Genomic DNA, 12,945 nt, shown 5'->3' on the forward strand with positions numbered 1-12,945 from the left:
CCTTGCGGGGCCTGGCCGTCGACGCGGCCTACCTGCGGAGCCTGCTGGACACGATCGAGGGGTCCGTGATCCTCGTTGCACCGCACCAGGACGTGGGCTCCTAATCGGCTCCGTTCGTGCATGGAGGCCTTGGCCTCGCGGCCCTGGCGCGGCGGCGGCATCTGACAATGCCGCGCAACTCGGGCTCCTCTTACCAGGGTGGCTTCCTTTTCCAGGAATGCCTCAACTTCCGCCTCCTTTCCTGGTTTGGCCTTCAACTCAACGAGCAAAGCGAACTTGACCATCTGATTTTCCCTCTCTTGGATACTCAGCGAGTGTGGTCGGCGCCGCAGATCTGCGGCGATTTCGAATCCAGAGCGCACGACATCTGGATGATCCTTCAGTCGGTATCCGACCGCGGGCCGCATCTGCGGGCCGCAGCGGTCGAGGCGCCGTTACATCGCCAGCTCGGAGTCCTTGATATTGGCGAAGGGGCCCAGGATCGATGGGTCGAAATCCTTGAGGACGCCTCGCTCGGACAAGCGCCGAGGCAAGTCGGATTCGCCAGCGCTCCGCAGCCGATGGTGACGATGTCGGCGCCGTCGTCCAGCGCGGCCACCGCCCGCTCGACGTCGTGCAGGACGCCGTTGGCGAAGATCGCCGCCTTGGGCGCGTAGCGCTTGGCGAGGCGCATCAAGGAGGGGCCGCCCTCGGCGAAGGCGGGCTTCCAAGCCTCATGCTCAGTCACGTGGATGAAGTCCGCACCGGCGTCCGCGAGGCTGCCGAAGATGATCTCCGCGTCGCGCTCCGCATCGGCCCACTTGTGATCGTGGTCGTTCACCTTCCCCTGGGGAATGCGGACGCCCACCGGTACCTTGACGCCGACCCTGGCGCGCACCGCCTTGAAGGTTTCGAGGATCAAGCGCACGCGGTTCCCGGTGGCGCCGCCCCATCGATCCGCCCTCGCGTTGGCGTAGTCGGTCAGGAATTGGTCGAGGAGATACCCATTGGCCCCGTGGATTTCGACGGCGTCGAACCCGGCCACCTCGATCGCGCGCCCCGCCGACGCGGCGAAGCCGTCAATGGCATCGGCGATCTGCGCCTCCGTTATTTCGGCGGGCAGAACATAGCGGTCCTTGCCGTGGTAGAATGCCATCTGTTCGCCCTTCGGCTGGACCGGGGACGGCCCAACCGTGGTCCCTCGGAAGCGATTGCCCTGGCTGAGCGCGCCGGCGTGCATCAACTGGGCGATCGCGAGCGCGCCGTGCGCCTTGATGGCGCGGACGACCGGCTTCCAGGCATTGGCCTGCGCCTCGTCTGTCAAGCCGGGCTGATGGACGTAGCCCTGCGAGAACGCCTGGTCGGTGTAGATGCCTTCGGTGATGACCGTCCCGAAGCCGCCCCGCGCGAAGCGCTCGTAGTAGCGGGTCATCGTCTCGGTTGTAGATGACGACATCGGGTGCCGAGACCTTTCGCTCCATATCGAGGAAAAGCTGTGCCATCTGGTCCGGTAGCGCGGCGTCTACCGCAAAAGCCGTGGCGCCCGTTTCCTGCGCCAGCGCCTGCAGCTTATCAGCATTGCGAGCCGCCAGCCCAACTCGTAGGCCACGCTCCGATAAGCGCCGCGCCAGCGAAGCGCTAATTCCCGGCCCGGCGCCGATGATCAGGGCAGTGCGATAAGGCAAATCGGACATGGCAGTCTCCTACGCCATGCGAAGAGGTACTTACAGGGTTCGGAATAAGTCATGGCGACCGGCACCCGCCGAACGCCGTAAGACGTGAACGGGGTCGGGACGTCAGGCAACTCCCCGCAGTCGCCGGACAAAGGCAGCAATGTTTGGCGCTACGGTTTCAGGATCGTCTTCCGGAATGAAGTGTGCACCCTTGACCTGAACCTCTTCCTGATTGGCGAAGGTTCGGCAAAACGCGACCTGCTTCGGATTTTGGTCGATGATCCCCGGAGTTGCGTGGAAATAGAGTTTTGGTACGGGGGTCGTCGCCAACCACTGCGAGTATTCGCTGACAGCTTTGACCACGTCGGCCGGCTCGCCCGCGATGGGAAGCTGGCGCGGCCAGGTGAGTGTAGGCCGCCGATCTTCGCCGGGGTTCAGGAAAGGACGGCGGTATTCCGTCTTCACGACATCGGAGAGTTGCCGGCCCAGTCCCAGAAGCAACTGCTCCACAAAGACATTGTCTTGCAGGACCATCGTGTCGCCGGCGGGAGAACGCAGAGCCTGGAACGAGGGTCGGATGGCTTCGCTGAAGTCACTCCACTCGAGCGGCATCACGATCGATTCCATGTAGGCAATGCCCTGAACTCGATCGGAGTGCTTGCTTGCATAGTCGAAGGCGAGCGCAGAACCCCAGTCGTGGATGACGAATATGATGTTGTCGCCTAGATCGAGCTTGTCCCACAACGCGTGAATGTAACTGCGCTGTTCGTCGAAGCTGTAACTGTCCGGCCCAGAATTCGGCAGCTTGTCCGAATCTCCCTGGCCAACCAGATCGGCGGCAATCAGCCGTCCCATGCCCTGGACGGCCGGCATGATGTTGCGCCAGAGATAGGACGAAGTTGGGTTGCCGTGCGAAAACACAATGGCATCGCCCTCGCCCTCGTCGATGTAGGCCATGCGTTGACCATTGAAGGTCATGAATTTCTTCTCGGCGAAGGCGGCGTCAGTCAGTTTCATCGTCATATCCTTATACTAAAAATACTTCGGCATCGTTCTAGTTAATCCGGATGATAACTTTTCCAAAGGTTGCTGCGTCCTGGAGCTTAGCCAACGCATGTTTTGCGTTCTCAAAGTCGAATACATCTGAAACTACAGGCTTTAATTTTATCGCATTTATCGTGCGTGCCATGACTTCTGCGGTTTGCACAGACCCGACCCCGGATCCTTGAAGCCGAATCTTATTGAAGAGGATCGGCGAGGTATCGATCGGATCGTTGAAGCCGGTGAGAAGTCCGATCAGGTTTACGAGTCCCCCGGATCGGACGGATCGGAGCGACTTCGGCAGCGTGCCGGTTCCGCCAACTTCGATGACCTGATCGACGCCCTGGCCGTTCGTTAGTCGCAGGACTTCCTGCTCCCAGTTTGGGGTGTGTTTATAGTTGACGACGTCGGAGACACCCAAAGCCCGGAGCCGCTCCGCCTTGGCCTGGCTTGAGGTGGTTGCGATTACGCGGAATCCGCTGGCTTGTGCGAGTTGAATCGCGAACAGCGAGACGCCGCCGGTTCCCAGCGTCAGCACGGTTGCGCCGGGGGTCATGCGGCCTCCGGACTCCATCACCGCGTTCCAAGCTGTAAGAGCAGCAACCGGAAGAGTTGACGCTTCCTCGTAGCTGAGGTGATCCGGGACGCGAACCACCCCGGATTCCGAGAGCGTAACGAGTTCAGCCAGCATGCCGTCGAGCGGCCCGCCCAGGGCATGAAGCTCAGCATCGGCAGGGAATTGCCCATGAGGCCATTGCTGGTAGTAGGACCCGAAAACGCGGTCGCCAACGTTCCAACGCGTCACACCCGCGCCCACCGCAACGATCTCTCCCGCTCCATCGGAAACCGGGATCGCGTTCTGCTTTGGGGGAATGGGAAAGTATCCACCCATCACCATCAGATCTCGAGTGTTTAATGATACGGCTTTGACTCTAATCGAGACCTGGCCGGGACCGGGCGTGGGATCGGGGAGATCAACCCGGCTCCAGCTGTCCAGACCTTTGCCAGTTTCGATGATATTGAAGGCTTTCATTATATCAGTCCTTTTTTGCTTCGGCGTCTTTCGCCCGGAGGTGGGACGCCCGATCAAGTGGGGTGGGTTCGAGGTGGTATGTGTCGCGTCAGAATTGCGACTGACCGCCGTCGACCGGAAGCTCGGCGCCGGTCGTGTAGGTCGCCTCGAAGGCGAGGAAGAGGACCGCCTTGGCGACTTCCTCGGACGTGCCCAAGCGTTTCATCGGGTTCGCTTCGCTCATCTGCCCGGTGAGCTGGGCTGCCATTTCCTTGTCAGGAAACGACTTGCCCCAGCTTGGCGTGTCGATCGGGCCAGGTGACACCGCATTGACGCGGACGCCCTGAGGCGCCAGTTCGACGGCGAACGCCCTGGCGAAAGAACGCAGCGCGGCCTTGGTCGCTCCAGAAGCGGCCAGCATCGGCATTCCCTTGACGTTCGAGATCGCGGTCGTGAGGACGACCGAACCGCCCCGGTTGATGAACGGCGCCAGCTTTTGGACGGCGAAGAACGACCCCTTTGTGTTCACGTCAAACACTTCATCATACATCGCCTCGCTGGTGTGTTCGAAAGGCGCGAAGACCCCGACTCCGGCGTTGACGAAGAGCAGGTCGAACGTTTCGAACTCGGCCGTGGCCCGAGCGGCGAGGGCGTCGATGTCAGCCAATGATCCGGCATCGCTCGAAAGCGCCAGTGCGCCGTCACCCAGCTCTTTCTGCGCGTTCTCAAGGCTGCTCGGCGAGCGCCCGGTCACCAGAACGCGCGCTCCGCCATCGACCAGCATCTTCGCTGTCGTCAGCCCGATGCCGCTGGTGCCGCCGATGATGACGACCTTCTTGTCTTTGTACCGGTCCATGAATTCTCTCCTCGCGACGCCAAGGTCGCCGAGCGATGTCGATGCGTGGGACGAGATTGGTGGTGGGGGCCTTCAGATCTGCGACAGACCGCCGTCGACGGGAAATTCGGCGCCGGTCGTGTAGGTCGCGTCGAAGGCGAGGAAGAGGACGGCCTTGCCGACTTCCTCCGATGTCCCGATCCGCTTTAGCGGACTCATCTCGCTGAACTGCCCGACGACGTGGGCGGCCATGTCCTTGTCGGGAAGCGCTTTGCCGATGAGCGGCGTCTCAATGGGGCCGGGCGACACCGCGTTGACGCGAATCCCCTGCGAAGCCAGCTCAACGGCAAACGTCCGAGCAAAGGATCGCATCGCGGCCTTGGCCCCGCCATAGGAGGCAAGGAGAGGCATGCCCTTGACGTTGGCGATCGCGGTCGTGAAGACAACGGAACCTCCCCGCTTGATCAACGGCGCGAGCTTTTGAACCGCGAAGAACGGTCCCTTTGCGTTCAGGTTGAACACCTCGTCATAGGTCGCCTCGGTCACGGACTCGATCGGGGCGAAGAGGCTGTAGCCGGCGTTGACGAAGAGAAAGTCGTAGGTGCCGAATTCGGCCCTCACCCGAGTGGCGAGGGCGTCGAGGTCGGTCAGTGAGCGTGCGTCGCTCTGAACTGCGATGCCGTTTTCTCCGAGCTCGCTTCGCGTTGAGTCCAGGTTGGCTTGCGAGCGACCCGTCACCATTACGCGCGCGCCTCCGTCGACGAGCATTTTCGCCGTCGTTAGTCCGATGCCGCTGGTGCCGCCGATGATGACAGCCTTTTTACCGTCGTAGCGAGTCATACGAAGTCTCCTTGTGGGCGCCATCGCCGTCTGGTAATTTTCTAACTGTTTTGTATATAAATAGGCGGCACAGGGTGGTCAAGCCATTTTCGTACTGGTTATTCATTTATTGTATGTGAGCCGCGGAGGGCTTGGTAGCTCTGACGTCGCGCGCTCACTCAAGGCGCCACGCTCAACTCGCCCGGATTGAGCCGCCCACGATAAGTACAGTCGAAACTTTGCGAATTGCGTTCTAACCCTCAGCGATGACCACGATCGCATGTTGACCAGCCTCTCTGTGGGGAAGGGAACGACCGGGTCAGGAGTTCACAAAGTCGTGCAGACTTGCCAATTGCCAACCGTTTAGTTATATAATCAGTAGTTGATGATGACGAAGGATATATGAACCTCATGGTACAGATCGCCCCCAGATCGCGCGGTCGGCCGCGCAGCTTCAATGAGGAGCAGGCGTTGGACAACGCCATCCAGATCTTCCGGTCCAAGGGCTATGACGGCGTGACGATCGACGATCTCGTCGCCGGGATGGGCGTGGGAAGACCGAGCCTCTATTCGATCTTTGGGGACAAGCGGACGATATTCCTGCGCGGCCTCAGGGCGTACGCTGAGAAATACGGCGCTCTTGCTGCGAAAGCCCTCTTCTCTCCGCAGACCCTTCATGCCTCGCTCACCGGCTTTTTGAGAAACGCCGTAGAAAATGCGACCGAGGAGGGATCCGCGCCGGGGTGCCTGCTCGGGTGCGTCGCGCCGCTGGTGAACGATGCGGAGGTCCGGCAGTTCGTGCAGGACGTCGCGGCGGCCGCCACGGCGCAAGTAGAACGCCGCTTCCGCGATGGAATCAGCGCGGGAGAAGTGCCGTCTGACTTCCCGGCATCCGCGCGCGCGAGCCAGGTCATGGACATTGCCCGCGGCCTGACCATGCGTGCGCAAATGGGCGCGCCCCGCAAGACGCTTCTTAGAGACGTCGACAACGCGGCGGATCTGATCCTCCCGCCGCGGCGTGAAACGGCCGCACTGGAAAGTTGACGCTGAATGCCGGGGACGTCGAACAGACTGCTGGCGGCGTTTGGCGCGCGGTGACCACCCGCTCCAATCACACCTCCGGCGCCTGGAAGCGCCGAAGATCCAAGCGTCTCGATTCCTGAGGACGTACAATGTCCGCTTGGGGCACAAGGCGGCGATGAAGGGGATGCAGTCCGACGGGACAGCATCACTCTTCACACGGTGGTCGGCGTCTCATCAGATTTCTTTCTCGCGAGATCATCATTACACGGGAGCGTTGACATTCTGTAGCGGACGAGACACTATAATTATAGAGTGGTAGCTACATTATGCAATAGTGATCAGCCATCGAGAGAGGCGAAAATCCCGTGTCCGATGCCCATATCTCCCGAGCGTCAGCGTTGGTCAGCGGGGTCCAAGCTGGGCGGGGGGCAGCGCCGATCGTCAGAAGCTTCTTCGACGAGCCCACCAATACGGCGTCCTACGTCGTCCATGATCCGGCGACTCGGTCGGCCGCCATCATCGATAGCGTGCTGGATCTCGACATCGCGTCGGGGCGGATCTCGCATAAATCCGCGGACAAGATCATCTCCTATGTCAAGGCTGAGGGTCTGACCGTGGCCTGGGTTTTGGAGACTCACGCTCACGCCGATCACCTTACCGCCGCCCCCTACCTGAAGGCGGAACTCGGCGGTGAATTGGCGATTGGTCGCGAAATCATCCGCGTTCAAAATGTCTTCGGCAAAATCTTTAATGTCGGGACAGAGTTTGCGCGCGACGGGTCTGAGTTCGATCGGCTGTTTGAGGATGGCGACAGCTTCGCGATTGGAAATATTCAGGCCATGGCCCTGCATGTCCCGGGGCATACCCCAGCCGATTTGGCCTATGTCATCGGCGACGTGGTGTTCACCGGCGACACTTTATTTATGCCGGACTACGGCACCGCGCGGGCTGACTTCCCCGGTGGCGACTCCCGCCAGCTCTTCCGTTCCATTCGAAGGCTCTTGAGCCTGCCGCCCGAGACGCGGCTCTTTCTCTGTCACGACTACAAGGCTGTCGGGCGCGAGCAGTTCGTCTGGGAGACAACTGTTGGCGCGGAACGATCCAGCAATGTCCACGTCCATGAGGGAGTCGTCGAAGATGACTTTGTGGCGATGCGTGACGCGCGCGACGCGACCTTGGGCATGCCGAAGCTGATCATCCCCTCGATCCAGGTGAACATGCGCGGCGGCCATCTGCCGGAGCCCGAGACGAACGGCGCCCGTTTCCTGAAAATCCCGCTTGACGCGCTTTGATGACTGATGTCGGCCTGACAGCGATGCCCTCGCAGGGGCTGATCGGCGGCTCGATGATCGGGCTGGCGTCAGCCCTCATGCTATTGGCGCTCGGTCGGATCGCTGGCGTCAGCGGTATGGCCGCGCGGGCGTCTCGTCTCGCCGCCGACGGCGCGCCGTGGTCCTGGGCGATGGCCTTCGTGGTGGGATTGCCGCTCGGCGCTGCGCTCATCGCAGCTGTTGTCGGACCAGTTCAGACGCACTTTCCCAGCAGTCCGGCCATCCTGATTGTCGGTGGTCTTGTGGTCGGCTTTGGCACCCGGCTCGGCAATGGATGCACCAGCGGCCACGGCGTGTGCGGTCTATCCCGAGGGTCTCTCCGATCGATCGTGGCGACTGCGATCTTTACCGCCGCCGGCATCGCCACCGTCGGCCTCATGCATCTGCTGGGCGTCATGGCATGATCCGCAACGTTCTGATCGCTCTCTTATCGGGTGCGCTCTTTGGCGCTGGCCTCGCCGTTTCGGGCATGGCAGATCCGGCGCGCGTCCGCGGCTTCCTTGATGTCTTCGGTCACTGGGATCCGACCTTGGCCTTCGTCATGGGTGGAGCGGTGGCTGTCATGGCGACGGCCTGGATGCTCAAGTCCAGGATGCAGAAGCCTCTTTCCGCTGCGGCCTTCGCAGTGCCGTCGCTGGGGTTGGTCGAAGTCCGCCTGATCATCGGTGCGGCGATCTTTGGTATCGGCTGGGGCCTGTCCGGTCTTTGTCCCGGTCCTGCGATCGCCGATCTCGCATTTGAACCGCGCTCAGCCCTGATCTTCATCGGGCCGATGCTGCTCGGAATGGCGATTCAGCGATTTGCCTTTTTGCGCGGTCGCCCTTCCGCCTGTGCCGGACAGATGCTCGCCCGATCTAGGAAACCATCATGACCTTCAAGCGACTTTCCCCCTCGTTTTCGGCTTCGACGCAGCTCTCCGCAGCCGATGTCGCTTTGGCTGCCGAGGCCGGCTTCCGCACGATCGTCGACAATCGCCCTGACGCAGAAGATGCTGGGCAGCCGAGCGCCGCGGACATGGAAGCGATTGCCAAGAACCATGGCCTGGCCCTGGTCCATATCCCAGTCACCACCGCAGGCGCTATCCAAGAGAGCGATATCGCCCTGATGCGCGCCACCCTCTCGCACTCGGCGGGTCCGGTTTTGGGATATTGCAGATCCGGAACGCGGGCGGCGATGATGTGGGCTCTTTCGCAAGTCGGCGAGACGGCGCCCGAAGCCCTCCTGAAGGCGGGCGCCGACGCCGGCTATGACCTCAGCGCCATCAAATCGCGACTGATCGCCTAAACCACGTCACTGATTGGCCAGGAGGCCCCGCTTTGGCGAAGCCCACGTCCAGCAGTGCCGCCTGGGCTAAGTCGACGATTCTATCGCGCATCCATCGAGGCGGGAGGCTTGAGGGCCGCAACGGGTTGGCCCAGCCCCACCCAGTGGACCTCCGTGTGGCGTGACCCTAGATTTCATTCAATACGGGCTTGGTGCCCTTTCCGGCTCGCTGGTGGGCTTCACCCTTGGTCTTGTGGGCGGCGGCGGTTCGATCTTGGCCGTGCCGCTGATGGTATATCTCGTGGGCGTTCGTGATCCGCACATTGCGATCGGCACCAGCGCCCTGGCCGTGGCGGCTAATGCGGCATACGGGACAATCAATCACGCCCGGAGCGGTATGGTGAAGTGGCGCTGCGCCCTGATGTATGCCGGTGCAGGGATTGCTGGGGCTGTAGTGGGTCAACGGCCGGCAAGGCGTTCGATGGGCAGAAGCTCCTCTTCCTATTTGTCGTCGTGATGGTGGTGGTGGGCGTCCTGATGCTTCGTGACCGACGCGCGCTCGGCGACGAGGGTGCAGAGTGTATCCGTGAAAACGCACCCCGGGTCTTGGGGTTCGGCCTTGGAACCGGGGTTTTCTCAGGGTTCTTCGGGATCGGCGGGGGCTTTTTGATCGTGCCGGGTCTCGTGGCCTCCACTGGCATGCCGATCATCAACGCCATCGGGTCATCGCTTGTGGCGGTGACGGCTTTTGGTCTTACGACGGCATTCAATTATTCTCTGTCCGGCCTAGTGGACTGGTCGCTGGCCTTCGTCTTCATCGGCGGCGGCATTGTCGGCAGCTTGCTAGGGACCAAGATGGCCAAGCGCCTCTCTGGCACCGCCGGCCTCCTGACGATGGTCTTCGCCGTCCTGATCTTCGTCGTGGCCGCTTACATGCTTTTGAAAAGCATCGGTGCGTTCATGACGATCTAGCGCTTTGGTTGATCAGTCAGTTCGGGTTTGGGGCGTCCTGCGGCCTGCACGATGCGCATGTCTCTGGGATGCGCTAGCGTCTAGCGTCGGGCGGTTGAGCGCGAACGATCTACGGGCGGCGACGGCCGCGCGATCGCGCGCTGATTTGGACGCGGGCCAAGCGGACAAGCGCGCCGTCAATTCAACCTGCCTCCACGCGAAGGCCCAGGCTTCTGTCATGCAGGCCGGACTGTTATTCATGCCGCTCATCACCGTCATTCGTTTCAATCTGCCTGGTCAAATTAACGCCCAGGTGACGAAGGCGGTCTATGAGAGCCCAGCCGGCAGAGATCCTCTGATCCCGCAGGGCGCGTAGCTGATCGGCCGATACGACAACGCTCTTTCTTTCGGGCAGTCGCGCATTTTGCTAGTCCGGACCCGCATCGTCATGCGGGAGGGCAGCTCGATCAGGCTGGAGCGCAAGCCTGGCGTCGACACGCAGGGCTAGGCCAGCAGCCGCGTCAATGTTAGAGCGCAGCGGCACTGGCGTCTTGAGCTTCGATGGCCCCCGGATCACGGCTTTGGCGTAGTTCCTTCTTGAGTCATCCCACCTCTTGTTCCGAGCGATCGATGCGATCAAGCGTGTAGTTCACGCCCGTGGACTCCAGCGCTTGCAGAAAGACCCACAGGCCCCGAGGGCGAGGCGAAACTTACCCGGGCCTGGAACCGTAGGGTTCGCAGTGTCCGTCAGCGAAAGCTCCTCATTGGCGAAAATGCACCCGGGGGCACCGCTGCGACCGCGCCTCTGCGGCCTAACGAGGGGATAGAGTTGTCACGCCGAACGCCCGGCTGCACCAGCTGTCCATAGCGAGCGCTATAATACCCAGGGTCCATTATTTGTATCGATCTGTACAAGACCGCTATGACCGCAGAGGGTATGCGGTTGCAAAGCCGCATGCCCGACAGAACTGGTTTGCTATAGTGGTCGTTATAATACGTCGGTAGTTATTCTGTATGATCCAGTACAGTATCGTTGATGCCACGGGGGCCTTAGTCCCACGGTGATGTTCATTCGCTGCGGTGGCATAGCGAAAATTGTGTCAGCGGCCCGTATAGGTTACAGGGCGAGTGGTATGGAATATGGGTTTTTGGAAGAATGGGCCGGCCTCGGGAATTTGATATCGCCGACGCGATCGAGAAGGCGACGCTTCTCTTTTGGCGGAATGGCTACGAGGGGACATCGATAAGCGATCTGACGAAAGCGATTGGGATCTCCCCGCCGAGTTTCTATTTTGCTTTCGGCAGTAAGGAAGCTTTATTTAGAAAAGTCATCGAATGGCACGATCCCCATCTGATTAAGCTTGCCGAGGCAGCATTTCGGAAGACAACGCCGCGAGCCGTTGCGAAGCATTTTCTATACGGGTACGCCGACGTGCTCACTGACCCGCTTCATGCGCCAGGCTGTCTCGCTTTGAACAGCTCGCTTCCGTGTGTGGCGGGCGATCCCGTGAAGGAATGGCTGGCTGAACTGCGCGGACAAATGAGGGCGCGGTTCCGTGATAGGTTTGCCGAAGCGCGCGGAGGCGAGGGTCTTCCTGCCGGGATGGACGCTGGTTCTCTTGCACGCTTGGTGATGGTGGTTGCCTGGGGCATAGCCGTCGAGGCTCAATCCGGGGCCAGTCGTAAAGAATTGCGTCGAACGATCGCCCTTGCGCTGCCGGCGTGGCCTGGTGTCAAAGAGTCAAGCGGGTAAGTCACGGCAGTGCGGCTGCTCGGGCTAAAGGTCAAGCCCAACGGCCTTGGCAGGTGGTGTCCTCGGACATAACGATCCTAGAGCAGTGGGCCGCGCGACAACGCCTGGAAACGCTGATCCACGAGCGATGGTCGATTGCTTGCGACCATGCGTGTCTCGGCTGCACGAGAATATCAATATGGTCCGGCGATCGCCTCGGAAACCGGCGTGCTGTCAGGTTGATCGCCAGGGTCCGGTCGGCGCTCCGAGCAACGGCGATATCGTGGTTGGCACGCTCGGTGGCGCTGTTCGAGAGAAAGATGCGACCATCGTCCAGAAAGCAGGTGAAGGCTGGCCAACGTCTGAGCTTGGATCCAAGCTCCGTTTCAGGGAAGACGCACCACCATTTCGATTTCCACCTTGATGTCCGGTCTGTAGAGGGCTTGGACGCCGATCGTCGTGATGCTGGGCATCGCGTCCCCGAACAGTTCACGGAGAGGGGCCACGGCCTGCCCGAATGTTTCGCTGGTCGCATCGACGACGTAGACGCGCAGCATGACGATGTCTTGCGCAGCAGCTTCCAATTCCTTCAGCGCGGCGGCGAGGCTAGCGGTCGCAAGCTTTGCCTGGCCGGCGACATCTCCGGGAACCTCCTGACTCCCAGGCGTCATTGCAATTTGGCCGGACAGGAAGGCGAGGCGGCCTGGTTCTGTGACGCTGATGTGCGAGAACCCGAGCGATGCCATGTCCCACATCGATGCAGGGTTGCGGCGGCTCACCAACGCTGATGGACGAGACGGGATGCGCGCGGTCACCTTGATCTCGAAATCGAAACCCGAGAGCCAGTTGACCCCGAGCGCGGTCCAGCTCGGGTAGGGGGCCTTGCCGAACACTTCGCCCTTGACGGCCATGATCGTGCGGAGCTGTTTCTCGGGGTCGGTATGAAACGTCATGACGTCGACGACATCATCGAACCCGCATCCTCCCGCGAGCAACGTGGCTTGCAGATTGGCGAAGGCTCGGCGAACCTGGGCTTCGAACTCGGGCTCGGGCGACCCGTCGGGACGGCTGCCGACCTGACCCGACACGAACAACAGGTCGTCTGACCTGACGGCTGCGGAATATCCGTGCTTCTCGTAGATCGCCTGTCGGTCGGCGGGAAACACTGCGTCACGCTGCGCCATGGCATCGTCCTTCTCAATACAAGCGATCGCGCCGAGCAGGCTCGCTGGACATTCCTGCCAAGCGCGGGTAGCAGCATACGATGCGTATGTGAGAGCACAGGA

At 61.3% G+C, this 12,945-nt stretch carries 13 protein-coding genes and 3 pseudogenes; 8 read left to right on the forward strand and 8 right to left on the reverse strand.

Going from position 1 to position 12,945, the window contains the following annotated elements:
• Positions 1–379: 379 nt before the first annotated feature.
• The 6 genes and pseudogenes from M8523_RS27165 to M8523_RS27190 all read right to left on the reverse strand — a co-directional run bounded on the left by M8523_RS27165 (position 380) and on the right by M8523_RS27190 (position 5,380).
• Entirely contained in the window at positions 380–1,411 is a 1,032-nt protein-coding gene (locus tag M8523_RS27165; RefSeq protein WP_282588023.1) for an NADH:flavin oxidoreductase, read from the reverse strand.
• 67 nt (positions 1,412–1,478) lie between these two features.
• Positions 1,479–1,673: pseudogene (locus M8523_RS27170) on the reverse strand (SDR family NAD(P)-dependent oxidoreductase); the annotation flags it as partial.
• Between the two features lie 102 nt (positions 1,674–1,775).
• Positions 1,776–2,669 (reverse strand): haloalkane dehalogenase, encoded by an 894-nt coding sequence (locus M8523_RS27175; RefSeq protein WP_282588024.1) that lies wholly within the window; start codon positions 2,667–2,669, stop codon positions 1,776–1,778.
• A 37-nt stretch (positions 2,670–2,706) separates the two neighbouring features.
• The gene (locus M8523_RS27180; protein ID WP_282588025.1) at positions 2,707–3,726 is read right to left on the reverse strand and encodes a zinc-dependent alcohol dehydrogenase family protein; all 1,020 of its coding nucleotides are present in this window, start codon (positions 3,724–3,726) and stop codon (positions 2,707–2,709) included.
• Between the two features lie 88 nt (positions 3,727–3,814).
• A complete protein-coding gene (locus M8523_RS27185; RefSeq protein ID WP_282588026.1) occupies positions 3,815–4,561 on the reverse strand; it encodes an SDR family oxidoreductase in 747 nt (248 codons plus the stop codon).
• Positions 4,562–4,633: 72 nt separating this feature from the next.
• Entirely contained in the window at positions 4,634–5,380 is a 747-nt protein-coding gene (locus tag M8523_RS27190) for an SDR family oxidoreductase (RefSeq protein ID WP_282588027.1), read from the reverse strand.
• Between the two features lie 390 nt (positions 5,381–5,770).
• Here M8523_RS27190 and M8523_RS27195 point away from each other — a divergent pair, with 390 nt between their 5' ends.
• The 8 genes and pseudogenes from M8523_RS27195 to M8523_RS27230 all read left to right on the forward strand — a co-directional run bounded on the left by M8523_RS27195 (position 5,771) and on the right by M8523_RS27230 (position 11,680).
• Positions 5,771–6,403 (forward strand): TetR/AcrR family transcriptional regulator, encoded by a 633-nt coding sequence (locus M8523_RS27195; RefSeq protein WP_282588028.1) that lies wholly within the window; start codon positions 5,771–5,773, stop codon positions 6,401–6,403.
• A gap of 377 nt (positions 6,404–6,780) precedes the next feature.
• Positions 6,781–7,674: an MBL fold metallo-hydrolase gene (locus M8523_RS27200; protein WP_428351430.1), complete on the forward strand. Its 894-nt coding sequence runs from the start codon at positions 6,781–6,783 to the stop codon at positions 7,672–7,674.
• Complete coding sequence (locus M8523_RS27205) at positions 7,674–8,117, forward strand: YeeE/YedE family protein (RefSeq protein WP_282588029.1); 444 nt, start codon at positions 7,674–7,676, stop codon at positions 8,115–8,117. The genes M8523_RS27200 and M8523_RS27205 overlap by 1 nt, the downstream gene beginning before the upstream one ends.
• Before the next feature lie 65 nt (positions 8,118–8,182).
• Positions 8,183–8,584 (forward strand): DUF6691 family protein, encoded by a 402-nt coding sequence (locus M8523_RS27210; protein ID WP_428351432.1) that lies wholly within the window; start codon positions 8,183–8,185, stop codon positions 8,582–8,584.
• Positions 8,581–8,997 carry a protein tyrosine phosphatase family protein gene (locus M8523_RS27215; protein ID WP_282588031.1) on the forward strand — a complete coding sequence of 139 codons (417 nt, stop codon included), beginning with the start codon at positions 8,581–8,583 and terminating at the stop codon, positions 8,995–8,997. Before M8523_RS27210 ends, M8523_RS27215 begins: the two co-directional genes overlap by 4 nt.
• Positions 8,998–9,157: 160 nt before the next feature.
• A pseudogene (locus M8523_RS27220) lies at positions 9,158–9,948 on the forward strand (sulfite exporter TauE/SafE family protein).
• Between the two features lie 94 nt (positions 9,949–10,042).
• Positions 10,043–10,303, forward strand: a complete 261-nt coding sequence (locus M8523_RS27225) for a hypothetical protein (protein WP_282588032.1) — start codon at positions 10,043–10,045, stop codon at positions 10,301–10,303.
• A 780-nt stretch (positions 10,304–11,083) separates the two neighbouring features.
• Positions 11,084–11,680, forward strand: coding sequence for a TetR/AcrR family transcriptional regulator (locus M8523_RS27230; protein WP_282588033.1), 597 nt, complete (start codon positions 11,084–11,086; stop codon positions 11,678–11,680).
• 365 nt (positions 11,681–12,045) lie between these two features.
• Here M8523_RS27230 and M8523_RS27235 read toward each other — a convergent pair whose 3' ends face one another.
• Both M8523_RS27235 and M8523_RS27240 read right to left on the reverse strand, forming a co-directional pair.
• Positions 12,046–12,414: a RidA family protein gene (locus M8523_RS27235; protein WP_345894310.1), complete on the reverse strand. Its 369-nt coding sequence runs from the start codon at positions 12,412–12,414 to the stop codon at positions 12,046–12,048.
• 42 nt (positions 12,415–12,456) lie between these two features.
• Positions 12,457–12,843: pseudogene (locus M8523_RS27240) on the reverse strand (RidA family protein); the annotation flags it as partial.
• Positions 12,844–12,945: the final 102 nt, after the last annotated feature.

Origin of the sequence: Lichenifustis flavocetrariae (assembly GCF_026130545.1) — a bacterium.
Lineage (GTDB): Bacteria > Pseudomonadota > Alphaproteobacteria > Rhizobiales > Beijerinckiaceae > Lichenihabitans > Lichenihabitans flavocetrariae.